Source organism: Collibacillus ludicampi (assembly GCF_023705585.1).
Lineage (GTDB): Bacteria > Bacillota > Bacilli > Tumebacillales > BOQE01 > Collibacillus > Collibacillus ludicampi.
The window spans coordinates 992,157-1,016,941 of sequence record NZ_BOQE01000001.1; the positions used below are offsets into that span (position 1 = coordinate 992,157).

The 24,785-nt window shown below is 49.6% G+C and carries 18 protein-coding genes, 2 tRNA genes and 3 rRNA genes; 5 read left to right on the forward strand and 18 right to left on the reverse strand.

Annotation, left to right across the window (positions count from 1 at the left end; translation table 11 throughout):
- Positions 1 to 303: 303 nt before the first annotated feature.
- The 7 genes from DNHGIG_RS05035 to DNHGIG_RS05065 form a co-directional block, all read right to left on the reverse strand.
- Positions 304 to 735 (reverse strand): cupredoxin domain-containing protein, encoded by a 432-nt coding sequence (locus DNHGIG_RS05035; protein ID WP_282198640.1) that lies wholly within the window; start codon positions 733 to 735, stop codon positions 304 to 306.
- Between the two features lie 98 nt (positions 736 to 833).
- Positions 834 to 1,652 carry a YitT family protein gene (locus tag DNHGIG_RS05040; RefSeq protein ID WP_282201358.1) on the reverse strand — a complete coding sequence of 273 codons (819 nt, stop codon included), beginning with the start codon at positions 1,650 to 1,652 and terminating at the stop codon, positions 834 to 836.
- 251 nt (positions 1,653 to 1,903) lie between these two features.
- Positions 1,904 to 2,020, reverse strand: a 5S ribosomal RNA gene (gene rrf / locus DNHGIG_RS05045).
- 16 nt (positions 2,021 to 2,036) lie between these two features.
- Positions 2,037 to 2,111, reverse strand: a tRNA-Asn gene (locus DNHGIG_RS05050).
- A 5-nt stretch (positions 2,112 to 2,116) separates the two neighbouring features.
- Positions 2,117 to 2,193: transfer RNA gene (locus tag DNHGIG_RS05055), tRNA-Glu, on the reverse strand.
- 59 nt (positions 2,194 to 2,252) lie between these two features.
- Positions 2,253 to 5,307, reverse strand: a 23S ribosomal RNA gene (locus tag DNHGIG_RS05060).
- 179 nt (positions 5,308 to 5,486) lie between these two features.
- Positions 5,487 to 7,037: ribosomal RNA gene (locus DNHGIG_RS05065) — 16S ribosomal RNA — on the reverse strand.
- The 16S, 23S and 5S rRNA genes sit together here with 2 tRNA genes alongside, the layout of an rRNA operon.
- A gap of 1,065 nt (positions 7,038 to 8,102) precedes the next feature.
- On the opposite strand from DNHGIG_RS05065, the gene DNHGIG_RS05070 reads away from it, so the two are divergent.
- Positions 8,103 to 8,453 carry a DUF4870 domain-containing protein gene (locus tag DNHGIG_RS05070; protein ID WP_282198641.1) on the forward strand — a complete coding sequence of 117 codons (351 nt, stop codon included), beginning with the start codon at positions 8,103 to 8,105 and terminating at the stop codon, positions 8,451 to 8,453.
- A gap of 63 nt (positions 8,454 to 8,516) precedes the next feature.
- Here DNHGIG_RS05070 and hxlB read toward each other — a convergent pair whose 3' ends face one another.
- From hxlB to DNHGIG_RS05090, 4 genes are read right to left on the reverse strand one after another with little or no spacing between them, the layout of a single operon-like run.
- Positions 8,517 to 9,065 carry a 6-phospho-3-hexuloisomerase gene (gene hxlB, locus DNHGIG_RS05075; RefSeq protein ID WP_282198642.1) on the reverse strand — a complete coding sequence of 183 codons (549 nt, stop codon included), beginning with the start codon at positions 9,063 to 9,065 and terminating at the stop codon, positions 8,517 to 8,519.
- Positions 9,058 to 9,714, reverse strand: coding sequence for a 3-hexulose-6-phosphate synthase (hxlA, locus tag DNHGIG_RS05080; RefSeq protein ID WP_282198643.1), 657 nt, complete (start codon positions 9,712 to 9,714; stop codon positions 9,058 to 9,060). Before hxlA ends, hxlB begins: the two co-directional genes overlap by 8 nt.
- Before the next feature lie 2 nt (positions 9,715 to 9,716).
- Positions 9,717 to 10,997, reverse strand: a complete 1,281-nt coding sequence (locus tag DNHGIG_RS05085; RefSeq protein ID WP_282198644.1) for an MFS transporter — start codon at positions 10,995 to 10,997, stop codon at positions 9,717 to 9,719.
- Positions 10,998 to 11,051: 54 nt separating this feature from the next.
- On the reverse strand, positions 11,052 to 11,174 hold the full coding sequence (locus tag DNHGIG_RS05090) for a hypothetical protein (RefSeq protein WP_282198645.1): 123 nt from the start codon (positions 11,172 to 11,174) through the stop codon (positions 11,052 to 11,054).
- 27 nt (positions 11,175 to 11,201) lie between these two features.
- On the opposite strand from DNHGIG_RS05090, the gene DNHGIG_RS05095 reads away from it, so the two are divergent.
- Entirely contained in the window at positions 11,202 to 11,333 is a 132-nt protein-coding gene (locus DNHGIG_RS05095) for a hypothetical protein (protein WP_282198646.1), read from the forward strand.
- A gap of 32 nt (positions 11,334 to 11,365) precedes the next feature.
- Here DNHGIG_RS05095 and DNHGIG_RS05100 read toward each other — a convergent pair whose 3' ends face one another.
- The gene (locus DNHGIG_RS05100; protein ID WP_282198647.1) at positions 11,366 to 12,439 is read right to left on the reverse strand and encodes a LacI family DNA-binding transcriptional regulator; all 1,074 of its coding nucleotides are present in this window, start codon (positions 12,437 to 12,439) and stop codon (positions 11,366 to 11,368) included.
- Between the two features lie 221 nt (positions 12,440 to 12,660).
- On the opposite strand from DNHGIG_RS05100, the gene DNHGIG_RS05105 reads away from it, so the two are divergent.
- A complete protein-coding gene (locus DNHGIG_RS05105) occupies positions 12,661 to 13,107 on the forward strand; it encodes a Fur family transcriptional regulator (protein WP_282198648.1) in 447 nt (148 codons plus the stop codon).
- A 545-nt stretch (positions 13,108 to 13,652) separates the two neighbouring features.
- Here the strand turns inward: DNHGIG_RS05105 and ligA are convergent.
- The 4 genes from ligA to DNHGIG_RS05125 all read right to left on the reverse strand — a co-directional run bounded on the left by ligA (position 13,653) and on the right by DNHGIG_RS05125 (position 21,369).
- The gene (gene ligA, locus DNHGIG_RS05110) at positions 13,653 to 15,665 is read right to left on the reverse strand and encodes an NAD-dependent DNA ligase LigA (protein WP_282198649.1); all 2,013 of its coding nucleotides are present in this window, start codon (positions 15,663 to 15,665) and stop codon (positions 13,653 to 13,655) included.
- 436 nt (positions 15,666 to 16,101) lie between these two features.
- Positions 16,102 to 17,364 (reverse strand): threonine ammonia-lyase IlvA, encoded by a 1,263-nt coding sequence (gene ilvA / locus DNHGIG_RS05115; protein WP_282198650.1) that lies wholly within the window; start codon positions 17,362 to 17,364, stop codon positions 16,102 to 16,104.
- A gap of 605 nt (positions 17,365 to 17,969) precedes the next feature.
- On the reverse strand, positions 17,970 to 20,207 hold the full coding sequence (gene pcrA / locus DNHGIG_RS05120; protein ID WP_282198651.1) for a DNA helicase PcrA: 2,238 nt from the start codon (positions 20,205 to 20,207) through the stop codon (positions 17,970 to 17,972).
- A gap of 70 nt (positions 20,208 to 20,277) precedes the next feature.
- Positions 20,278 to 21,369: an ATP-binding protein gene (locus tag DNHGIG_RS05125; protein WP_282198652.1), complete on the reverse strand. Its 1,092-nt coding sequence runs from the start codon at positions 21,367 to 21,369 to the stop codon at positions 20,278 to 20,280.
- A 179-nt stretch (positions 21,370 to 21,548) separates the two neighbouring features.
- On the opposite strand from DNHGIG_RS05125, the gene rseP reads away from it, so the two are divergent.
- On the forward strand, positions 21,549 to 22,577 hold the full coding sequence (gene rseP, locus DNHGIG_RS05130; protein ID WP_282198653.1) for an RIP metalloprotease RseP: 1,029 nt from the start codon (positions 21,549 to 21,551) through the stop codon (positions 22,575 to 22,577).
- A 229-nt stretch (positions 22,578 to 22,806) separates the two neighbouring features.
- Here the strand turns inward: rseP and DNHGIG_RS05135 are convergent, their stop codons facing one another.
- Together DNHGIG_RS05135 and DNHGIG_RS05140 are read right to left on the reverse strand one after the other, a co-directional pair.
- The gene (locus DNHGIG_RS05135) at positions 22,807 to 23,499 is read right to left on the reverse strand and encodes a geranylgeranylglyceryl/heptaprenylglyceryl phosphate synthase (protein ID WP_282198654.1); all 693 of its coding nucleotides are present in this window, start codon (positions 23,497 to 23,499) and stop codon (positions 22,807 to 22,809) included.
- Positions 23,500 to 23,646: 147 nt separating this feature from the next.
- Positions 23,647 to 23,937, reverse strand: coding sequence for a YerC/YecD family TrpR-related protein (locus tag DNHGIG_RS05140; RefSeq protein WP_282198655.1), 291 nt, complete (start codon positions 23,935 to 23,937; stop codon positions 23,647 to 23,649).
- Between the two features lie 318 nt (positions 23,938 to 24,255).
- Between DNHGIG_RS05140 and DNHGIG_RS05145 the strand changes: the two genes are divergently transcribed.
- Positions 24,256 to 24,720 (forward strand): hypothetical protein, encoded by a 465-nt coding sequence (locus tag DNHGIG_RS05145; protein WP_282198656.1) that lies wholly within the window; start codon positions 24,256 to 24,258, stop codon positions 24,718 to 24,720.
- Positions 24,721 to 24,785: the final 65 nt, after the last annotated feature.

Genomic DNA, 24,785 nt, shown 5'->3' on the forward strand with positions numbered 1-24,785 from the left:
ATTCTTTACAGAAGTTGCGGAACGACCTTCAACTCACCTCTGCGCTGCAAAGCGATACGATCCACCCAAAAGCCATTTCGTTGCATGTGGTAGTTTTAAATCTCTCTTCCTTACAAGAAACTTTTCATTCTCTGATGGGGCTGCTAGCAGCATGGGTGGCTATTATGTAATAAAGGCCGGTGATACACCGGCCTCATGTACATCTATATTGATGCGATCTATTGTTAAAAAAGGTAACTGCACGGCATGCTTCGCGTTACCTTGCCTCTTGATTCATTGAAAACCGTTACCGAAGAAACGATCCTATTTAACAGTGAGCGTTGTTTGCATGTCACTGTGACCGATTCCGCACATGACTGAACATATGATGGTATAAGTCCCCGGTTTTTCAGGTGTCCATGTAACGGTTGTATCGCTGCCGGGAGTTAATGGTTGGTTCACGTTTGTTCCTGCGATGGAAAATCCGTGTGCACCTTCTTTATCGCTAATCACGAACTTCACCGGTTGACCGGCTTTCACTTCAGTCTTATCTAACGTCCATTTGAAATTGGTAGCGGTCACTTTCACCGTTTGCTCATTTCCATTAGCCGGAGCGTTTGATGAAGAGCTGTTAGGCGCGCTTGTCGCATTATTTGAAGGCGTTGCCGATTGGTTGGAATCGCTGCCGCATCCGGTAAGTGCAAGTCCCAATGCGAGAACGCTGCCCGCCAAGAGTACCAGGCGATTCTTTTTCATCCATCTTGCCCCCTTTTCTTGTCCTTATTCCATCATATCATTTGAACCTTCTATAAATATGGGGATTCCAATCCGAAGCATGACACTTTTGTGACAAGTTAGGGTACAGGCAAGCGGGTAAATCCTTCCCCCAATACCTCGTGTGCATCGGTAACGATAACGAAGGCTTGCGGGTCGACTTCCCGTACAAGATTTTTCAATTTGCTGACTTCCGATTGCTGCACGACACACATAAAGATCGGGCGTTCCTCTCCGGTATAACCACCAACGCCTGTTAGCCTTGTAATTCCCCGATTGAGATTGAACAGCACCGCGTCTTGAAGTTCTTTGTCGTGCCGCGAGATGATATAGGCCAGTTTTGCTTGAGAAAATCCCTGTTGTATAAAATCAATCGTTTTACTCGTAACAAACAGGCTGATGAGTGCATAGAGAATTCGTTCTACATTAAAGATAATGCCGGCGGAAGCGATGATACTCCCATCGATAAAAAGAAGCAACACACCCGGTGAAACGCCGGTGGCTTTTTGAAACAGGCGTGCAAGCAAATCGGTTCCGCCTGTACTGCCCTGTGCCCGGAACACGAGACCGATTGCAAGTCCCAGAGTCAGTCCTCCGTAAATGGAAGCGAGCAACGGATTCGTCGTCAACGGATGGTGGATGAGCGGTTCGGTCAACCATAAGAAAAATGTTAACGTCAAGATACCATACAGCGTTTTCACACCAAACGTTTTACCCCCGAGCCATTTGACACCTGCTATGAATAATGGAATGTTAAAGAGAAGCTGTGAATATGTAATCGGCAGTCCAATCGTATAGTAAAGCAAGATACCAATGCCGCTTACGCCGCCTGTTACCGTCTTATTAGGAATAAAAATCCAATTAACAGCTATAGACAAGATCAATGCGCCGACTGACATCAAAAGATATTCTCTGATCCAAGAATTTCTGCGTACGTCTATTCGATCTTGCACACCATTCCCACCTTTGAGTTCTTTTGCGACAAGTTTAGTTTAAACATGATGAACCGTTTGAAGCCACCCCATTCTGAACAGTTTAAACGAAGATAAACAAAAAGTTCCTCCTTTAGGTAGGGGAGGAACCTTTCGGACTGTAAAATCTAAAGCAAAAATAAAAGGATCTTCCCGCTAAAGGAAGAACCTTTTTGTCTGCCTAGCAGCGACCTACTCTCCCGGGGGCTCCCGCCCCAAGTACCATTGGCGCTGGAGAGCTTAACTTCCGTGTTCGGGATGGGAACGGGTGTATCCTCTCCGCCATTGTCACTAGGCTGAAATATGATAAGATGGCTCCTCGAGTAGGATTCGAACCTACGACCCTCCGGTTAACAGCCGGATGCTCTACCGCTGAGCTATCGAGGAAGGAATGGTGACGCGTACGGGATTCGAACCCGTGAATGCCGCCTTGAAAGGGCGGTGAGTTAAGCCACTTCTCCAACGCGCCACGCGCATGTGAGGGGATTCCCTCATAACTGAAAGCGAATGCGACCCGCGTATGGGATTTAGGTTAAGCCCTCGACCGATTAGTACGGGTCAGCTCAACACCTCACGGTGCTTACACCTCCCGCCTATCCACCCTGTCATCTTCAGGGGGTCTTACCTCGTTGACCGAGTGGGAAGTCTTATCTTGAGGGGGGCTTCGCGCTTAGATGCTTTCAGCGCTTATCCCGGCCCGACATAGCTACTCAGCGATGCGGTTGGCACCACAACTGAGACACCAGCGGTCGGTTCATCCCGGTCCTCTCGTACTAAGGACAACTCCTCTCAAACTTCCTGCGCCCGTGGCAGATAGGGACCGAACTGTCTCACGACGTTCTGAACCCAGCTCGCGTACCGCTTTAATGGGCGAACAGCCCAACCCTTGGGACCAACTACAGCCCCAGGATGCGATGAGCCGACATCGAGGTGCCAAACCTCCCCGTCGATGTGGACTCTTGGGGGAGATAAGCCTGTTATCCCCAGGGTAGCTTTTATCCGTTGAGCGACGGCCCTTCCACTTGGAACCGCCGGATCACTAAGCCCGACTTTCGTCCCTGCTCGACCTGTATGTCTCGCAGTCAAGCTCCCTTATGCCTTTGCACTCGAAGCGCGATTTCCAACCGCGCTGAGGGAACCCTTGGGCGCCTCCGTTACCTTTTAGGAGGCGACCGCCCCAGTCAAACTGCCCGCCTGACATTGTCCCTTGCCCGGATCACGGGCACAGGTTAGAAGATCAGTACCTCAAGGGTGGTATCCCAACGGCGGCTCCACCAAGGCTGGCGCCCTGATTTCCAAGCCTCCCACCTATCCTGTACATGAGATACCCATCTTCCATATCAAGCTACAGTCAAGCTCCATGGGGTCTTTCCGTCTAGCCACGGGTAACCTGCATCTTCACAGGTATTACAATTTCACCGGATCTCTCGTCGAGACAGCGCCCAAGTCGTTACGCCATTCGTGCGGGTCGGAACTTACCCGACAAGGAATTTCGCTACCTTAGGACCGTTATAGTTACGGCCGCCGTTTACTGGGGCTTCGGTTCAGAGCTTCGCTTTCGCTAACCCTTCCCCTTAACCTTCCAGCACCGGGCAGGCGTCAGCCCCTATACGTCGCCTTACGGCTTAGCAGAGACCTGTGTTTTTGCTAAACAGTCGCTTGGGCCTTTTCACTGCGGCTCCCTCGGGCTCATCACCCTACCGGAGCGCCCCTTCTCCCGAAGTTACGGGGCCATTTTGCCGAGTTCCTTAACGAGAGTTCTTCCGAGCACCTTAGGATTCTCTCCTCGCCTACCTGTGTCGGTTTGCGGTACGGGCACCAGCAGCCTCGCTAGAAGCTTTTCTTGGCAGCGTGAAATCAGGGACTTCGCTACTTGAATTCGCTCGGCGTCACAGCTCAGCCTTACCGAGAGACGGATTTGCCTGCCTCTCAGCCTCGCTGCTTGCACGGACATCCAATCGTCCGCTCACCCTATCCTTCTGCGTCACTCCATCGCTCAAACGGCTGCATGGTGGTACAGGAATTTCCACCTGTTGTCCATCGCCTACGCCTTTCGGCCTCGGCTTAGGTCCCGACTAACCCTGGGCGGACGAGCCTTCCCCAGGAACCCTTAGGCTTTCGGTGGACAGGATTCTCACCTGTCTTTTCGCTACTTATACCGGCATTCTCACTTCTTGCCGCTCCACCAGTCCTCACGGTCTGACTTCACCGCAACAAGAACGCTCCCCTACCACAGATCGTTCATCACCCTAGACTCATGGCCGCCCGCGGTTTGAGCGGATGATTTTGGCGAATGCTTTTGAATGGATCCTTGTGGAAAGCATTCGCAGAAAATGTCTCATTCACCATGACGTCCACGGTGATGAACGATCCATCCATAGCTTCGGTATCCGGTTTGAGCCCCGTTACATTTTCCGCGCAGCGTCACTCGACCAGTGAGCTATTACGCACTCTTTAAATGGTGGCTGCTTCTAAGCCAACATCCTGGTTGTCTGTGCACCGCCACATCGTTTCCCACTTAACCGGAATTTGGGGACCTTAGCTGATGGTCTGGGCTGTTTCCCTTTTGACCACGGATCTTAGCACTCGTAGTCTGACTGCCGGAGACCGAGATCATGGCATTCGGAGTTTGACTGAGTTCGGTAACCCGCGAAGGCCCCTAGCCCAATCAGTGCTCTACCTCCATGTCTCTGCTCCGACGCTAGCCCTAAAGCTATTTCGGGGAGAACCAGCTATCTCCGAGTTCGATTGGAATTTCACCGCTATCCCCACGTCATCCCCGCATTTTTCAACATGCGTGGGTTCGGACCTCCATGCGGCTTTACCCGCACTTCATCCTGCACAGGGATAGATCACACGGTTTCGGGTCTACGACTGCGTACTCTAGCCCTCTTCAGACTCGCTTTCGCTGCGGCTCCGGCTTCCCGCCTTAACCTCGCACGCAATCGTAACTCGCCGGTTCATTCTACAAAAGGCACGCCGTCAGGCATAAACGCCCTCCGACTGATTGTAGGCACACGGTTTCAGGTTCTCTTTCACTCCGCTCCCGCGGTGCTTTTCACCTTTCCCTCACGGTACTGGTTCACTATCGGTCGCCAGGTTGTATTTAGCCTTAGGAGGTGGTCCTCCCGGATTCCCACGGGATTCCTCGTGTCCCGCGGTACTCGGGGTCCGTCTCGGAGTCCTCTTCGTTTCAGATACGGGACTGTCACCCTCTCTGGTCGGCCGTTCCAAACCGTTCTCTTACGAAAAGGATTGGTAACTCCACGTGAGACGCCCCACGACCCCGCCTGTGCAAGCACAGGCGGTTTAGGCTCTTCCCCGTTCGCTCGCCACTACTGAGGGAATCACTGTTGTTTTCTTTTCCTCAGGGTACTAAGATGTTTCAGTTCCCCTGGTGTACCTTCTCACTGCCTATGGATTCAGCAGTGGATACCCCGCCATTACGCGAGGTGGGTTGCCCCATTCGGAAATCCCCGGATCAAAGCCTGCTTACGGCTCCCCGAGGCGTATCGGCGTTAGCCCCGTCCTTCATCGGCACCTGGCGCCAAGGCATCCTCCGTGCGCCCTTCGTAGCTTAACCTACAAAGGTTGTTCAAAAAGTCGGTGGATCCGCCTTTTTGAACTTGCTCTGTTTGATGCAGTACCTTGGCATAAGCCAAAGTTGATGTCGCATTCGCTATCCAGTTATCAAGGAACCTTGAGGAATTCGCTCCCTCAAAACTGAGCCGTGCAGAAGAAAAGCATCTGTTACATCCTTAGAAAGGAGGTGATCCAGCCGCACCTTCCGATACGGCTACCTTGTTACGACTTCACCCCAGTCATCGGCCCCACCTTAGGCGGCTGGCTCCTCAGAGAGGTTACCCCACCGACTTCGGGTGTTGCCAACTCCCATGGTGTGACGGGCGGTGTGTACAAGGCCCGGGAACGTATTCACCGCGGCATGCTGATCCGCGATTACTAGCAATTCCGGCTTCATGCAGGCGAGTTGCAGCCTGCAATCCGAACTACGAACGGTTTTCAGGGTTTGGCTCCACCTCACGGTTTCGCATCCCGTTGTACCGCCCATTGTAGCACGTGTGTAGCCCAGGACATAAGGGGCATGATGATTTGACGTCATCCCCGCCTTCCTCCGACTTGTCGTCGGCAGTCTGTTGTGAGTGCCCAACTGAATGCTGGCAACACAACACAAGGGTTGCGCTCGTTGCGGGACTTAACCCAACATCTCACGACACGAGCTGACGACAACCATGCACCACCTGTCACCGCTGCCCCGAAGGGAAGGTCTGTCTCCAGACCGGTCAGCGGGATGTCAAGCCCTGGTAAGGTTCTTCGCGTTGCTTCGAATTAAACCACATGCTCCACTGCTTGTGCGGGCCCCCGTCAATTCCTTTGAGTTTCAGTCTTGCGACCGTACTCCCCAGGCGGAGTGCTTCATGCGTTAGCTTCGGCACTCATGGGTATGAGCCCACGAACACCTAGCACTCATCGTTTACGGCGTGGACTACCAGGGTATCTAATCCTGTTTGCTCCCCACGCTTTCGCGCCTCAACGTCAGGAATCGGCCAGCAAGGCGCCTTCGCCACAGGTGTTCCTCCACATCTCTACGCATTTCACCGCTACACGTGGAATTCCCCTTGCCTCTCCGACCCTCAAGCTCTCCCGTATCCAAGGCCGTCCCGGGGTTGAGCCCCGGGTTTTCACCCCGGACGCAGAAAGCCGTCTGCGCGCGCTTTACGCCCAGTGAATCCGGACAACGCTTGCCCCCTACGTATTACCGCGGCTGCTGGCACGTAGTTAGCCGGGGCTTCCTCCTCCGGTACCGTCAGGATAGGAGCATTGCCTCACCTATCGGTTCGTCCCGGAAGACAGAGTTTTACAATCCGAAGACCTTCATCACTCACGCGGCGTTGCTCCGTCAGGCTTGCGCCCATTGCGGAAGATTCCCTACTGCTGCCTCCCGTAGGAGTCTGGGCCGTGTCTCAGTCCCAGTGTGGCCGGTCACCCTCTCAGGTCGGCTACGCATCGTCGCCTTGGTGAGCCGTTACCTCACCAACTAGCTAATGCGCCGCGGGCCCATCTGGCAGTGACGCCGTGAAGCGCCTTTCCCTCCTCACGGATGCCCGTGAAGAGCGTATCGGGTATTAGCACTCGTTTCCAAGCGTTATCCCCGTCTGCCAGGCAGGTTGCCCACGTGTTACTCACCCGTCCGCCGCTGACTTTGAGGAGCAAGCTCCTCTCCATCCGCGCGACTTGCATGTATTAGGCACGCCGCCAGCGTTCGTCCTGAGCCAGGATCAAACTCTCGAAGAAAAATTCGCTCTGCGCCTCGCGAGCGAGGCTTCTTGCAGAGCCCATCTATCGTCCAATCGTGGCTCTCTTCTGCACGATTCAGTTTTCAAAGAGCGACTGTCGCAACAGCGACTTTCCCAATATACCACCTTGCAATCTGTTTCGCAAGTGGCAATTTTTGTTTCACTTTTCATCACCGCTCATCGCGGCGACGATTTGTATATTAGCATAACAACGAGAATGGGTTCAATCTCATTTTGAAAACAAAACAGACCAAAAATCGAATTGATTCATAAATTTTTCAAGAAACGTTCATATTTCTAGGTTTTTTTCTATTATTCCTTATAAATTTTCGTTCATGCCATATACCCGTAGACTCATCATATAAAGATAGTAGGAAGGAAGTGATGCTATGAAGATTTTACAAGGTGCGGCTCTTCATAAAAAGATATTATTTACTATTACGATCGCTATCATTGTGATCGGTACCAGCGGTTTACTGCTCTTCATCCCTCCATTCTCCATACCTCCGCTGTCCGCTTACTTTCTATTTTTTCATGAGCTTACTGGCTTGATTGTCATTCTCCCTTTTCTTCTTACTCTCATCATTCACGGAGTACCCAAACGAAAAACACATACAGTTAAAAAATTATACATGTGCACAGGTGCACTCTGGGGCCTTATTTTTCTTTTTTGCGCTGGGACAGGCGTGTTTGCATATTTTGCTGCCTCACCCCCCTGGTTATACGTTGTACATATCATTTCAGGAGTGAGCGCGCTGATCCTCTCATTGTTCCATGGATGTCAACACCACCCCGAACAGCATCGACGATCATCTCAAAATGATTTTCACCGTAAGTAAGTTACACAAAATGTGAGACTTCCATTACAATCTGCTCGATTCATCGGATACACTTCGGATACGCTTGGAATGCAAACATTTTTCTGTGTCATGGAAGAATGAGGTGATTCTGAGAGATTGCCTTCCATATAATGAAATGACCGTTTCTAAATCAAACGATAGCTCTGCAACAAACCCTTGCAAGCGAAACACTTGCTACCCCAAAAAAAGCAGGAGGGGATCCTATGCTTTCCTACGAAGAAAAGCAGGCTCGCACGTGGGGGATGCTTTGCCACCTTTCTGCATTAGCCGGTTATTTCATCCCATTCGGACATCTCTTGGGCCCTCTGATCATTTGGTTGATCAAAAAAGACGAATATCTTTTCGTCGATGATCAGGGTAAAGAATCGCTTAATTTTCAACTTACCCTGACCCTTTATACCATCATTTCAAGCATTCTGTGCATATTACTGATCGGTTTTGTACTCTTGTTGGTTCTTTTTCTCGCGGAACTTATACTGGTGATCATCGCTTCTGTCCAAGCAAACCATGGTGAAAAGTATCGCTATCCTTTAACGATACGATTTATAAAGTAATCCTTGAAAAACCGAGGGCCGGAGTCTCCGGCCCTTGTATGTGTGAAAAAATCACTTGCCTGGTTATTCCAAATTACTGTGCCGCACAAATGCAGCCCTGTTGTCAACTTCGTGCATTTGGGCATAGCGCAAGCAAATCGCGTCAAATACAATGTGCGCACATTGATCAAACAAGGAGCCGAGGGGCTGGACACTCTCCGTTTCCCCTTGACGCCTGAATTTCGTGGCCGCAGGGACGTGCAAGACAAAAGTGGCAAGACTCGCCAACTCGGACGTTTTGTCCGTTGTGAGCGCGAGTATCGGGCATCCGAGATCCCGGGCCTTTTGTGCGACCATGAGCACACTTTTTGTCGTGCCGGAACCGGAGATCGCGACAAGTACATCCCCTGCTTTCATGGAGGGAGTAATCGTCTCTCCAACCACATAAACCGTAGCCCCCAAATGCATCAGACGCATCGCAAATGATTTGCCCATGAGCCCGGAACGGCCTTCCCCGACGACGAAGATGCGCTTTCCTGCTTGCAAATCCGCTGCAAACAGTCCGATATCTCCTGCATCCACATGAGTCAGGACAGACTGTACTTCCTTCAAAATCGTCAGGATCTCATTCACAAAGCATTTCTCCTTTCAAAGCATCCGCCGTTTCACGAATCTTTCGGGCTTGTGCAACAGGATCTTCGGCATTCGTAATAGCAGAGCCGATGATTACCACATACGGTTTTACGCGCGAAAGTGCAAATAAATCATCGGCCGTTATCCCGCCTGCCAGTGCCAGCCGCGGACCGTCTGTACCTATACGTTGTATTTGAGTCAACCACTCGAGCGACTGTCTTTCCCCCGCAATCTCTTGTTGATCTTTGCTGACATGGGCACACAGGATCGCTTCTTTATAACGGTAAATACTCTCCAAGTGCGGAACAGGCGTATTGAGCAAATCTACCATTACGCGCTTTCCTCGTTGAGCGGCGACTTCCATGCACACATCGATCGTAACGGTGGGTGCAGCCCCCATCACGGTGGCAACGTCCGCCCCTGAAGCATAACAAAGGTCGAACTCATAACGGGCGTTATCAAATGTTTTCATATCGGCTACAATCGTTTTGTCAGGGAACGCTTCACGCAGGGCCTTGATACTTTCCATGCCAAATTCTTTGATGAGTGAGGTACCCACTTCCATCCAGTCCACATACTCTCTCACCCGTTGACCCAACTGGATGGCTTCATCGATCGTCATGCGGTCGAACGCGAGTTGGATCATCATAATTATGCCTGCACCTTCCGTTCTAATGGAATATGAGACGATGTTTTGACGGCAATCGTCAAAAGGACAGACAAGAGCAAAGATCCTGCCATAAAAATATAGGATGCACCCGGACCGCCCGTCAAACCGTTAAGATATCCCACGACATACGCCCCCACAAACGATCCCAAGGCTCCCATGCTGTTGATTAAAGCCTTTGCGGCACCCGCTACGTTACGCGGCATGATTTCAGGAACGATGGCGAAGAAAGGACCATAAGGAGCATACATCGCCCCACCCGCGATAACCAGCAAGACAAATGATAGCCAGAAATTCGATGTACCGATCGCGTACGATGCGTAAAACGCGAGAGCACCTATCAATAGGAAGGGCCAGACAAACGCTTTGCGATTCAATGTACGGTCCGAGTAATACGAACAGATGACCATGAGAAGCACCGCCAAGACATAGGGAACCGAAGAAAGCCAGCCCGTCGCTACGATCCCGATATGGGAAGCGGCCTTAATGATCGAAGGCAACCAAATGACAAATCCGTAAACACCGATGCTCCAAAAAAAGTACTGTAACGATAGCAAAATCACTTTGTTCGATTTGAATGCTTCCCTATAATTCTTGACCGGCTGTATCGCTAATTGTTCCTGCTGGAGCGCCATTTCGATCTCCTGTTTTTCCACTTGGGCAAGCCATTTTGCATCCTTCGGGTGATCATCGACTAACATCCACCAAATAAATGCCCAGAGAACCGCCGGGAGCCCTTCCAGGATAAACATCCAACGCCAACCGAACGCTTGCAGCAAATAGCCGGAGACTACCGACATCCAAAGCACGGTGACCGGATTCCCCAAGATCAAAAACGTATTGGCGCGAGAACGTTCCTGTTTCGTGAACCAATGGCTCAAATATACGAGCATCGCCGGCATGACAACACTTTCAACAACCCCCAGCAAAAAACGGACGATGAATAATACCGAAATGTTTGAGATAAAACCGGTAGCCGATGCAAGTACACCCCATAGAATCAAACTCCAGAAGATCAATTTCTTGGCGCTCCTCTTTTCCGCGTAATGAGCCCCCGGAATTTGAAAGAAAAAATACCCAAGGAAAAAGAGAGCGCCCAACAATGAGGAGACCCCTTGTGTAATATGCAACTCTTTCGCCATTCCTCCAGCGGCGCCAAATCCGTAATTCGCACGGTCAAGGTAAGCCAGACTGTACGTGATAAATACGATGGGAACCAGACGTATCCAGCGTCCAGGAGCCAATTTGACTTGCTCTTTTTCCATTCCACTCACTCCTTTGCATACATAAAAGAATCGAATTCCTCTCCATCGGTGACCTTACATATCGCTAGATCTCGTCACCGCCGATACATCGCCCGTATGTCCAGCCGGACTGCTTTCGTTAAACACATGCCATTCAAGCAAAACACGGATGATTCTGATCGTCCAGCTTGATGGCAACCGATCTCACCCCCTTATTCCAGGAAAATGTCTATATCAGCGGTCGGTTCGATCCGATGGATTTCCCTTCCGCAACTCCTGGCAAAACCGAATGGTACAGTAGCAGAAATCTGTTCGATTCCACATGATGAAACCGTTTCCATCAAAGCTCTGAAATGAGTCGCCATCATGGCGACAGCAACTCAGAATGATTATATGGACTTCGTAGTCGCGGATGATCCGTTCCCGTCCGGTTTTGAGCTGGACGGTGTGGAACCACGAACGATCAACTGACCCGACAAGGAAATCTGGCGTGCGGGAGTATCATCTCCTTCCAAGCGCTGTAACACGCGTTCCATGGCGGTAACCCCAATCTCATACGTCGGCTGGGCAATCGTTGTGATTCCGGGTCCCACAACGGGCGCCCAATCCAGATCGTCAAAACCTAATACAGAGATATCTTCTGGAATCTGCAAGCCTTTTTTTCGCAATTCTAAAATCAACTGTAACAAGATGACTCCGTTTGCCGCGAACAGGACACGCGATTGGTCTTGAGAACTGTGAACGAATGCGTCCAGCTTCTTCTCCAACTGCTTCTCGCTACGCAGGTCGATCTCATAAATATCCGATACACTACAATGGCCGTACCGACGAAGGACGTTTTGAAAAGAAATCAAACGTTCCATACGTGAACTGATTCCATCGATCGGTTCGCTAAAAAAAGCGATTCTTTCATACCCTTGTTCCACCAAATAATGAACGGCCTCCGCTGTCGCCTGTTCATTATCGACCCCCACCGTATCGAATCCCAACTCGGGGACTTTACGATCGACCAGTACCACAGGGGTATGCTCGGCGGCTAACTGGTGGAGGAACTCATTGTTTTGTCCGGTCGTATTGATGATGAGCCCGTCGATCCTCTGTGCTTGCAACATGAAAATGTATTCCCGTTCTTTCGCGGGATCGTTATCCGTATTACAAACCATCAAGCTGTACCCATGACGTTTGCAGACATCCTCTGCTCCGCGAAGAATTGCGGTGGAAAACGGATTCGTGATATCGGCAACCACAATGCCGATCAAATGACTCCTATCTCGCTTCAATCCGCTTGCCATCCGATTGGGGCGGTAATCCAGAGCGATGATAGCCTCTTGAATACGCTTGAGTGTTTGCTCCGCTAAAGCTTCGTAGTGGCCGTTCAAATAGCGTGACACGGTCGTTTTGGAAACGCCGGCTCTCCTTGCTACATGATCGATCGTTATGCGTTTACGCGCATCTTGTTTCATTTCTCAACAACCTTTTCCCGAGTGATGAGACAACATTGTAAATCTGTATGCTGGTTGGCGCATGCGATGAAATCGGTTTCTGAAATCGGTTCCATCGATGTGACTTTAGAATATCACATCCGATATCCGTGTCAAGGGGCAGTTCTTTTTTCACTTTCTGCTGAATCTGTGGTAAAGTGAAGATAAAATACAATGGCAGCATTTAAGAAGGGAAAGAGCCCATGACCGACGTTGAAGCATATCTGAGTAAACTGCGGGCGCAAGGATTCAAACTGACAGGCAAGCGCCGTGCGATCGTTGAAGTGCTGTTGCGGGAAGACCGTTACATTACGGCGAAAGATCTCATGGAAGCTTTGAAAGAGTCTTATCCAAGCCTCTCCCTTGATACCGTTTATCGTAACTTGAATATGCTGAAAGAGGCTCATATCATAGAGGAATCGGAGTACGGAGAAGGCGGGTCGCGATATCGTATCCGTTGCTCTACAGACCATCACCACCATCTTGTTTGTATACGCTGCGGTAAGACGGAAGCGCTGGAAGATTGTCCGATGGACATCCTCGCCCATGTTCCTGAAGGTTATCAGGTGGTGGGACACCGCTTCGAAGTTCTAGGCTATTGTCCGGGTTGTACAGACGATCTTTCCTCCAAAGGAGGAAGAGAAGTTTGAGACTTCCACAATATACGGAGTGGCTTTTGGGTGGATGATATCGCTTTGCAACGCTGAGGTGAGTGGAAGGTCGTCCCGTTTCCATTTTGGCCGTTAACGGGGTATATGCTTAGCGCGTAATTGCGAATTTGGAGGTCGCCTCGCTTCCTTTAGAACGTTCAAGGTGCAAATGCTTTGCGTGAGAAAGCGACCTTGGAGGTCGTCTCGCAACATTTGATCATTATTCTTTGCGAGACGACCTCCACGGAGCATGAGCGCAAAGCATTTGCCCCATACGACGACCTCCACGGAGCGCGAACGCAAAGCATATACCCGCTGAGACGACCTCCACGGAGCGCGAACGCAAAGCATATACCCGCTGAGACGACCTCCACGGAGCGCGAACGCAAAGCATACGCCCGCCAAACTACAGATTTTCAAAGAAAATGCCGTTCATCCAGGAACGGCATTTTTGTTCATTCGTTATCTGTTCGCGTAATGTACACGGCATTGGCTGTTTGCAAACGTGTCGTTTGAAAATCTCCCGAATCGAAAGCGCCCGGTATTCACTCCGTCCCTCCCAGCCATTCAAGGAGCGTATCTTCGTCCAATACTTGAATCCCCAATTCACGTGCCTTGTCTAGCTTGGATCCCGCTTTCTCTCCGGCGATCACATAGTCGGTCTTCTTAGACACGGAACTTGTCACCTTTCCTCCTCGTTGCTCAATCATGGCACTCGCTTCTTTGCGGTCAAACTTTGTGAGCGTTCCGGTCAGCACAAACGTCTTGCCGGCAAATGGCGATTCCTCAACCGCAACGGGTGCAGGACCGCGATAGGTAAAGTTAACTTCTGCCGCACGTAACTTTTCGATGACCACATGTACGGTGTCTTGCGCAAAATAATGCAGAATCGAATCCGCCATCTTGGGACCGATTTCCGGAACGGCAATCAATTCATCGAAGCTTGCCTGCATCAAACGATCGAGTGTCATGAAATGTTGAGCCAACAGTTTCGCCGCTTTTTCACCGATAAAGCGAATACCCAGCCCGAAAATCAAACGCTCGACAGAGTTTTCTTTTGAACGTTCGATCGAAGTGAGAAGGTTTTCCACCGATTTCTTTCCCATCCGCTCTAGCGGTAAAAGCTGCTCTTCCGTCAGCGTGTAGAGGTCTGCCACATCACGGATCAGCCCCGCTTGAAACAACTGGGTGACCACGCGTTCCCCCAATCCATCGATATTCATCGCATCGCGTGAAACGAAATGAATGATCCCTTCGCGTATCTGTGCTTGGCAACGTGGATTGATACAGCGCAGAGCCACTTCACCCTCGAGGCGGACGAGTTCACTGTCACATTCAGGACAGTGTGTCGGCATATGATATGCCCGTTCATTTCCTGTCCTTTTTTCTTTTAGCACACGCACAATTTCCGGAATGATGTCCCCCGCTTTTTGTACGATGACCGTATCGCCGAGCATGACATCAAGCTCACGGATAATATCTTCGTTGTGCAAAGTCGCTCGCGAGACGGTGGTTCCGGCTAACTGCACGGGATCAAGGATCGCCGTGGGCGTGACCACTCCGGTTCGTCCAACGCTGACCTCGATATCCCGGAGGATCGTCTCCGCTTGTTCTGCAGCAAACTTGTAGGCAATCGCCCAGCGCGGACTTTTTGCTGTTGCCCCCAGTCTCGCTTGCTGGTCATAACGGTTAACCTTGATCACCATACCATCAATGTCATAGGGAAGATCCGCACGTTTGCCCGCCCATTCACCGATGAAGTCGATCACCTCTTCGATATCGGCGCAAACGCGCATGTACGGGTTCACTTTAAAACCCAAGTCTTTGAGCAATTGCAATCCTTCATAGTGGGTTTCGATCGTTTCATCCTCCAGGTATCCCATTGCGTATGCGAATAGAGAAAGATTGCGGCGAGACACAATCCGCGGGTCGAGTTGCCGCAAGGAACCGGCCGCCGCATTTCGCGGATTGGCAAACAGAGGTTCCCCAGCTTCCTCCCGCTCACGATTGATGCGTACAAATTCTCTACGCGGCAGATAGGCTTCCCCACGTACCTCGAGCGTGAGAGGGCGCGGAAGTACGAGCGGAATAGCTTTGATCGTCCGCAAGTTGGCTGTGATATCTTCTCCCACCTCACCGTCACCGCGCGTAGCCCCTCGTACGAATACCCCATGTTCGTAAATCAGCGAGACGGCCAGCCCGTCGATCTTCAATTCACAAACATAGTTCACCTGTTCACCCGGAAGGGCGCCACGCACACGCCTGTCAAATTCGCGCAAATCTTCCGGTCCGAACGCATTGGACAAGGAGAGCATGGGCGTCCGGTGGCTCACTTTTTCAAATCCTTCAAGCGGCTCACCCCCAACCCGCTGTGTCGGGGAATCCGGTGTTATTAGTTCAGGATATTGGTTTTCCAAATCCACCAATTCGCGCATCATTTGATCGTACTCGTAATCGCTGATCGCAGGTTGATCAAGTACGTGGTAACGGTAGTCATGTTCTCTGATTTCTGCACGCAATTTTTCAATACGTGACTGGATTTCTTCAAGTGATTTCATCAATTCGCTCACCTCAAAACGTACTAAACCACAATCCTATCCTATCATTGCAAATCCCCTTCATGCCATACCATGAGACATTTTTGCGACGAAACGAAGCACACCTTCATTTTCCGATCCTTGCGCGAAAGGTACGCCCGCCAAATCAAAAGTACCATCGGAGGATTGAAAACTGCCTTGGACGGGCGTAATGCTTTGCGTGAGTGAGCGACTTTGAAGGTCGTCTCGCAACATTTGATTACTATTTCATGCGAGACGACCTTCACGGAGCATGAGCGCAAAGCATATACCCGCTGAGACGACCTCCACGGAGCATGAACGCAAAGCATACGCCCCACCAAACTCCAGATTTTCAAAGAAAAAAGAGCCCCTCTCCCAAGAGTCATTGGGAAGAGGAGCCCTATAGATAATCACTTTGATTCACAAACGAACCTGATCAGATCAGCAAATTAAACAAGTAAGGATCCTTCGTGATCTCGATATATTGGATACCGTTCCGGTTCAATCGATCGATTAACGGGTGATAATCGTCTTTACATTTCAGCTCGATTCCAACCAAAGCGGGCCCGTTGTCTTTATTGTTCTTTTTGGTGTATTCAAAACGCGTGATGTCGTCATGCGGACCTAATACTTTATCCACAAACTCGCGCAAAGCACCGGCACGCTGCGGAAAATTGATAATAAAATAATGTTTCAATCCCTCATACAATAAGGACCTTTCTTTAATTTCCTGCATCCGGTCGATATCATTATTTCCTCCGCTGACAATACAGACGACGTTCTTCCCTGCGATCTCATCACGATAAAAATCGAGTGCGGCAATCGGCAAGGCTCCTGCAGGCTCTGCGACGATCGCATTTTCGTTATACAATTCGAGGATTGTCGTACAGACCTTTCCTTCCGGTACCAATACGATATCATCGAGTATGTCTTTGCAAATCTCCATCGTGAGATGCCCCACCTGTTTCACCGCCGCGCCATCAACAAATTTTTCGATATCCTTGAGGGTAATCACGTCGTTTTTATCCAAAGATTCTTTCATTCCAGGGGCGCCTGCCGGTTCCACACCGATGATTTTGGTTGAAGGACTGATTCCTTTGATGTACGTACCTACTCCTGATGCCAGCCCTCCCCCTCCGATGCTGACAAAAACATAATCAATGTGTTCTTCCATGTCATTCATAATCTCGATACCGACCGTACCTTGACCGGAAATAATTCGCGGATCATCGAACGGATGGACGAAGGTCATTTTTTCTTGCTGACAGTATTTCACGGCTTCCGAATAGGAATCGTCAAACGTATCGCCTGTCAGGATGACTTCCACGTAGGAACCGCCGAACAATTTTACCTGAGAGACTTTCTGCCTGGGCGTCGGGGTTGGCATAAAAATTTTCCCTTGGATGCCCAATAGCTTACAAGAGTAAGCCACACCTTGCGCATGATTTCCCGCGCTCGCACAAACCACACCATTTTTCAATTCTTCTTCCGACAAACTTTGAATGAAGTTGTACGCGCCTCTGATTTTAAAAGATCTGACCACCTGAAGGTCTTCACGCTTCAAATAGGTATTGCAGTTATATCGGTCGGATAAAAGGATATTTCTTTGCAAGGGAGTCTTTTGAATCACATCTTTTAGGTGGTGATTCGCAACAATGATATCTTCTAATGTCACTTTACCTAATGTTACTTTCCCCATGTCATTGCTTCCTCCAAACAAACAATTCGTATCATAATTTTGTTTATTTCATTACTTTATCACTGAACGCCAAATCAGACAAACGTGAATTTTTTTGTCAATCCAAACTGAAACGTTTGGATCAAGCGTTTCCCGCCAGTGAAGAAGCAGAAACAGGATCAGAGAATCTACTCGGAAAAACACTCTGAAAATTCTTACTTGTAAATTAGTACTTGGGTGGATGTATCGCTTTGCGCTTAGGTTCTTTGAGGCATATGCTTTGCGCTCATGCTCCGTGAAGGTCGTCTCGCATAGAATAATAAACAAATGTTGCGAGACGACCTTCAAAGTCGCTATTACGCGCAAAGCATATGCCTTCTTAACGGTTTATAGGTAGCGGAACGACCTTCAACTCCCCTCTGCGCTGCAAAGCGATACGATCCACCCAAAAGATACTCCGTTTCTCTGTGGCAGCCTCAAACTTCTAATTCTGCACAAGAAACATTTCATTCTCTGATGGCGACGCTTGCAGCATGGGTTACTATAAAAAAAAGAGGTCCGAGCACATTTCAGACCTCTCATGATGGATCATACCGAATGGTAAGGGAGGACAATAGAACGGCGTTTCAACACTTCGTGATCGGTGCGAATCGCGCCAACAGTTTTCTTTCCCCAATCGGCTCCGGGAAGAGAACGACCAGTTCAAGATCATCTCCGGATCCGGAGCGGCCGACGATTTGACCGATCCCCCACTTTTTATGCTGCACTTGTTCACCGATATCCCAAGACAAAGAAAGATCGGCTCCCATTCCTTTGGGAATCTGCAATCTTCCGGGAATGGCTTGTGCGCGTGCATCCTGCCGTCCATTCTGTCCCTGAATGTTCCATTGACCCAATTGGGCTCTCCGATAGCCGATTTCCTCGATCAAGGACTTGGGAATCTCTTGCAAGAAGCGGGATTCCGGGTTATTTTTCGTTTGTCCGAACAACATGCGGGACAACGAAGCTGTAAGAAACAACTTTTCCTCCGCGCGCGTGATCCCGACATAACACAGACGTCTCTCTTCTTCGATCTCATCTTCGTTGCCGAGCGTTCTCATATGCGGAAACACACCTTCTTCCAATCCGACCAAAAAGACGATCGGAAATTCCAGTCCTTTGGCCGCATGCAATGTCATCAGCGTGACCGTATCCGCCTCTTCGTCCACTTCGTCGACATCCGCCACAAGCGCGACATCTGTCAGAAATTCCAGCAGCTTGCCCCCCGTTGAAGCCGATTGCTTCTTGTCGAACTCCCGGGTGACCGACAGGAACTCGTCAATATTCTCGAGACGCGTTTGCGCTTCAATCTTCTTCTCGGCTTCCTGTTCCAATTCCCGCCTGTATCCGGTCAACTTTAACATTTCTTCCGTCAGTTCCGTGACCGAGAGAAATTGCGCTTGTGTCGCCAGGTTGCGGATCAGCAGAACGAATTCTTTAATCTTCTTGTTAAACCGCGCGGACAATCCGACCTGTTCGATTTCCTGCATCGCCGCAAACAAAGACATTCCGTGCGCTGAGGCATAGGCTTGAATTTTCTCCAAGGTCGAATCTCCAATCCCCCTTTTGGGGACATTGATGATACGCGTTAACGAAATGTCGTCGCTCATATTGGCGATGAGGCGAAGATATGCGAGAACATCTTTGATCTCTTTGCGTTCATAGAACTTGATGCCGCCGACCAAGGTGTAGGGAATGTTCGCTTTGATGAAGCTCTCCTCGAGCACGCGGGATTGCGCGTTGGTACGGTACAACACTGCGCAATCCCTGCGCATCCTTCCCTGTTCCACGTAATTCTGGATCTGCTGCACGACAAAAAGCGCTTCATCATGTTCGTTCATGGCCCGGTAGAAACTGATCGGTTCCCCCACAGGCTTGTCCGACCAGAGATTCTTCTCCTTGCGTTGCTTGTTGTTGGCAATCACATGGTTGGCAGCTTCAAGGATCGTTTTTGTTGAACGATAGTTCTGTTCGAGTTTGATCACTGTGGCATCCGGATAGTCTCTTTCGAAATGAAGAATATTACGGATGTCGGCACCCCGCCATGCGTAAATCGATTGGTCCGAATCACCGACGACGCAGAGATTGCGCCGTTTTTCCGCCAAAAGCTTGACCAAGCGGTACTGGGCATGATTGGTGTCCTGATATTCGTCCACATGAATATAATGAAACTTGTTTTGATAAAACGAGAGGGTCGACGGATCAGACTCGAACAGATCGACCGTTTTGAAAATCAGGTCATCAAAATCGAGGGAATTGTTAGCGCGCAATTTTTTCTGGTAAGCTTCATACACTTGCGCCACAACCTGGTCAAACAACGTCTGTGCTTTCTGTGCAAAAGTCCGGTATGATTTCAATTCGTTCTTCGCATGGGAAATCACCGCTTGCACGGCCCTCGGCTCATACTTCTTCGGATCCAGGTTCAATTCGGACATACATTGTTTGATCGCCGTCAGCTGATCAGCCGAATCAAGGATCGTGAACGAATGCGTATACCCCAGTTTGTCGATATCCCTGCGTAAAATGCGCACACACATCGAATGAAATGTGGAAACCCATATGTCATTGGCCATCATCCCGATCAGCCGCTCCACCCGTTCCTGCATTTCCCGCGCCGCTTTGTTTGTAAACGTGATGGCGAGAATCGACCATGGGGCCACTTTTCTTTCCTGTATCAAATAAGCAATCCGCCGGGTTAATACGCTCGTCTTCCCGGAACCTGCTCCCGCAAGAATCAGAAGCGGACCTTCCTGATGGATGACCGCCTCTTTCTGTTGAGGGTTCAATCCCTCAAGAATCGCCTCCGCTCCACCTACCGTAAACATGTTCCTCACCCGCCTGTTCTACATTCTACCCAATAGCAACATATGTTCTCATTGTACCATATCGTACGGCTCATTTCCCCCTGTTATCGGCGAGACGCACCATCATCAATTCGGGCGCATACCGTCCCACGCGTTTGTACCAGCGGGACAATTGTTCCGCAGGCACTTCGGAAGTATTTCTCGGCATGGTCATATGATATCGTATCAGGCTAGCGACTTCATACGCGAATGCGTTTCCATAGCCAAGACGGAAAAGAATGCGTAAAGCCAAGCGGGCGCCAATATTTTCATGATCGTAAAAATGACCCACAAGATCTGTCTGGATATACTGTTTTGGTACTCGTATTCCCCTCACCACATACGTATCGCCGGAATCCGTCCCTTTACGGATCGCTTCCCCGTTTTCGATCAGAACCTGTTCTCCAGCGGAGAACGGCGGGTAAGACTCGCAAAACCGTCCCAAAAACTGCTTGATCCCCGGGTACCCTTTTCCGATATCGTGCAGCAGCATCGTCCAAACCATTTTCAAATTGCTGCCCGCAACGAAGGATGCAGCCTTTAAAATGTGTTCAAAAACTTCATACGAGTGATGAGGATTATGCTGATCAAGACCGATCGTCCCCCGATACTCAGGAATAAAACGAAAGAGCCTGCCGTCCTGCTGCAACTCGCGGATGACTGCTACCGGATCTTCGATTAACTCTTTTTCCTTCCCGCGAAAAAAATCTCGTGCCTCTTCGTCTACATCTGCATCCTGCAACATCGCTTCAATATGCGTGAATCCCTCACTGTATGTAGGAATCTGTAGATGGCGATCCGCCCGTTTCACAAATTCAAAGTTGACCGATTCGTTATCCTTCAAACGCAATAGCGCTTGGTCTAACGGGACATCCACCAAGATCGCTCTCGTCTTCACATGCAATTTCGACGCAACCGAAAGGAAAGGACGTCGCTGTTTTTCGGTTCTCACGGAACCCAACAGCCATACATCCTGACCTTTTCGCAAGGTATTCTCGATGTTTCGCAAAAGCGCGGAGAATGACTTTGGGTCATTCTTTTCGGGAATATGTTCGAGCAATGCCCCGCTTACTTTTGCGGAGGTTTGTCCCACAACAGTCGCTCCGGAACCGGGGATGCCAATGACGAACGTCAGATTGGGCAAAAGAATCCCTCCCTGCAGGCGCACGATCTTTTTTATATCATACCTGAAACTCGGGATGCTCACACCTTTTCGAAATCTGTCACCTGTCTCCAATTCTATACATGGTATAATAAAGTCGTACACGCATAAATTTTGGGTATTCGGGTCAACCTATATAGCGTTAGGAGTGATGAGGACGGATGAATATCGTATTGGCCATTTTGGCCCTCGGTTTTCTCATATTCATCCACGAATTGGGGCACTTTTGGGCAGCTCGTGCCACAGGAGTTCGTGTGGAAGAATTCGCAGTTGGTTTCGGTCCGCCGATCGTTAAATATAAACGAAAAGGAATCAATTACCGCTTGAACTGGATTCCTCTTGGCGGTTATGTCAAGATGCTCGGGGAAGATAATCCGGAAGCCTCGGATGCGCCCGACAGCTTCAACAATCGGCCCATTTGGGCGCGGTTTATCGTATTAATCGCCGGAGTGACGATGAATATCATCGGAGCGATCCTCATCCTTACACTTCTCTATAATGTATATGGCGTTCCCACTTACAAATATTATGTAGAGAACGTTATGGAAGGCCCCGCAAAAGCGGCCGGCATGAAACCTGGCGATGTCCTTTATTCGGTCGATGGCCAGCGAATCACCTCATTCGACGTATTCACAAACGAAGTCAAAGCTCATCAGGGCGGCACCATCACCGTCGACGTGGAACGAAACGGGAAACATATCCCTTTATCGATCACACCGATGACGAAAGATGGCAAGACGCAGGTGGGCATCTCGATCGGGATGAAGCAGGAGTTTGTCAAAACGGGAAACTTGCTAGCGAATACACAAGCCGCCATCACACAAACCAGCAATTTGACATTTCTCATGTTTGACGGCATTCGTCAACTTGTCATTGGCCACGTTCCGCTGCAAGATTTATCCGGCCCCGTTGAGATGATTCGCATCACAGGGCAGCAGGCTGAGACAGGAATGCCCAATTTCCTCTATATTGTGGCGGCACTCTCCATCAATCTGGCTGTCTTTAATATCCTCCCACTTCCTGCGTTGGATGGCGGGCGGATCGTCTTTTTGATCATCGAAGCCATCCGCCGAGGCAAACGTGTTTCCCTGGAAAAAGAAGCATCGATCAATTTCATTGGCATTCTTTTTCTTCTCGGGTTAATGGTGATCGTAACCTTTAAGGATGTATTTAAGCTGTTAAGCGAATAACAAAGACTTGAGTCTTGGGCCTCGTGCCCAAGACTTTTTTCTCCGTTGGAGCATCGAATGATAAACCATCCGCTTGCTAAAAAAGAAAAAGGGTTGACCCCTATTTAGAATTTTGGTATAGTAAAGCATCGAAGAGAACATGACATGATTCGACATCATGTCCCATTACATAACAACGACTTGTGACGCATGAAAGATGCGTTGTGGGTCGTTTTTTTATTTTCATTCGTTATTTAACCGCACGTACGGTCTCGTAAACCGCTTCAATCCCCCGTTCGTATAAAGCGTTTCCCACGACGATCGTATCGGCCCACTCGCCCATCTCTGCCCCCTTCTCATACGAGTCGATTCCGCCTCCATAGACTAAGTGAGCGTTTGTCGAACGCCTGATTTCCATAACGGTTTGAACATCTCCGTAACTGCCGCTGTACTCGATATAGATCGTGTTCATGCCGAAAAGCCGCTCCCCCGCAACGGCGTATGCGGCCGCCTCCTCCGCGGAAAGACCGGTCTTCGCCTCCGTCGCCTTGGCAACAGCCGCATCACCGTTTAAGACCAGATAGCCTTCCACGACAACCTTATGCCACGGAATCAAAGCCCCATACTCGCAAACGGCTTGCATATGATGACCGATCAACCATTCTGTCGATCCAGCATTCAAGACGACAGGAATCCCATACCCGTCCACTCCCGGAACAATGGCCGTCCGCTTTGAAACTTCCTGCCATACGGGCAAATGAGGCACAGCTTCTCGAACTAAGGTGTATAATCGATGCGATTTCTCGAATGTAATCCCTTGGGTTCCCCCTAACAGAATGGCGTCCGTTCCCGTCTGTCCGATCTCCCTCAATAATTCTTTCGTGATCGGGCGATCCGGATCCAACTTTACCGCATGACGCCAAGTTTTCCATGCGGTTGACAAAACATTCCGCCTCCCTGAAAATATGCATATTCCCTAGGTGATTCAAGTTGCCTCAAATGGGGCTAACAGGTATGGGTATCGCCCGCCAATGGATGAAACATTCACCTCCGACGGATCATGCGACATGTGACCTGGCTTCAAGCGGCATTACCTTTGCAAACGGTCCAAAATCAACGAATAACCGTCCGTACCGTAATTCAAACAACGTTTGACGCGGCTGATCGTGGCCGTGCTTGCGCCCGTTTCCTGCTCGATCTGGTTATACGTGTGCCCTTTGCGCAACATCCTCGCCACTTCCAGCCGTTGGGCCATCGACTGCACTTCGTTGACGGTGCAGAGGTCATCAAAAAACTGATAACACTCTTCAAGAGTCTTCAGTTGCAAAATCGCCTCAAAAAGCTGGTCAACCGTCTTATCCCGAAGCTTGTCAAGCTGCATTCTGCATTCCTCCATCTTCGCTCAGCTAAAACGTTACCGCATTACTCTATGAAGTATTCTCTACATCTTTGTTCGAATCCTGCATGGGCACTGAAAGAAAGCGTTCGCATTTTGTGGAATCATCATTGATTGTATTCGTTCCAATACGTAAAAAAATGTATAATTGGTTTAGTATTTTCCAATCGGAATGATACTATGTATAAAAAAGACCTCAATGTAAAGCTCATCAAGGAAACACAACCGCGAGTAATCGAAACTCCTTGGACATCTGAACAGCAGGGTAAGGTGTGAGAACAATCAAGAAGGAAGGGAACATCCATGAAAAGCATCAATTGGCGTCATCCAAGTATTCTGAACTGCGTGCTTATTGGGATTATTGCCGCGATCGTAATCCTCGCTCACTCTCTCGTCTTTGTCATCTTGAGCAAATGGTGGTATTCATTTTGGCTTTTTCTCTTTTTCATCACTTTTATACCGCTCTGGTTGTTATTATATGGATTTTTTTGGTCAGACCGCTTCAAATGGTATGAAATGATGATTGGCACACTATGGGTGACGTTCCTCATGTCTCTAGTATATCTTGAAAGCAACGAAATGATCGATTTCCGTTTCATGTTTTCCGTCTTGGTATGTGCAAGCTCCACTTTATCCGTCATGTTCGGTTTTTTGTTAAGAAAAGTATCACAGAGAGCCCGGCGCTTTTTCCAACGCCGTGAAAAAGAAGAACGCAAAGATGAAGGAATGGAGCAAAGCTCAAATCGAGGCACTTCGATCGGGGGCTAGAGAAACAAAAACTCCCGGCTCATTTTCAGTGATCGTTCAAAAAGGCTTCCGTTTGAAAGACATCT

Bases quoted from the DNA above. Each gene is read 5' to 3' on its own strand.
- DNHGIG_RS05035 (WP_282198640.1), bottom strand. From the start codon at position 735: ATGAAAAAGAATCGCCTGGTACTCTTGGCGGGCAGCGTTCTCGCATTG.
- pcrA (WP_282198651.1), bottom strand. From the start codon at position 20,207: ATGTTTACGGTAGGTGGAGCGGAGGCGATTCTTGAGGGATTGAACCCT.
- rseP (WP_282198653.1), top strand. From the start codon at position 21,549: ATGAATATCGTATTGGCCATTTTGGCCCTCGGTTTTCTCATATTCATC.
- hxlA (WP_282198643.1), bottom strand. From the start codon at position 9,714: ATGATGATCCAACTCGCGTTCGACCGCATGACGATCGATGAAGCCATC.
- DNHGIG_RS05140 (WP_282198655.1), bottom strand. From the start codon at position 23,937: ATGCAGCTTGACAAGCTTCGGGATAAGACGGTTGACCAGCTTTTTGAG.
- DNHGIG_RS05085 (WP_282198644.1), bottom strand. From the start codon at position 10,997: ATGGAAAAAGAGCAAGTCAAATTGGCTCCTGGACGCTGGATACGTCTG.
- DNHGIG_RS05105 (WP_282198648.1), top strand. From the start codon at position 12,661: ATGACCGACGTTGAAGCATATCTGAGTAAACTGCGGGCGCAAGGATTC.
- DNHGIG_RS05100 (WP_282198647.1), bottom strand. From the start codon at position 12,439: ATGAAACAAGATGCGCGTAAACGCATAACGATCGATCATGTAGCAAGG.
- DNHGIG_RS05040 (WP_282201358.1), bottom strand. From the start codon at position 1,652: ATGTCAGTCGGCGCATTGATCTTGTCTATAGCTGTTAATTGGATTTTT.
- ilvA (WP_282198650.1), bottom strand. From the start codon at position 17,364: ATGGGGAAAGTAACATTAGGTAAAGTGACATTAGAAGATATCATTGTT.
- DNHGIG_RS05070 (WP_282198641.1), top strand. From the start codon at position 8,103: ATGCTTTCCTACGAAGAAAAGCAGGCTCGCACGTGGGGGATGCTTTGC.
- ligA (WP_282198649.1), bottom strand. From the start codon at position 15,665: ATGAAATCACTTGAAGAAATCCAGTCACGTATTGAAAAATTGCGTGCA.
- DNHGIG_RS05145 (WP_282198656.1), top strand. From the start codon at position 24,256: ATGAAAAGCATCAATTGGCGTCATCCAAGTATTCTGAACTGCGTGCTT.
- DNHGIG_RS05095 (WP_282198646.1), top strand. From the start codon at position 11,202: ATGTCTATATCAGCGGTCGGTTCGATCCGATGGATTTCCCTTCCGCAA.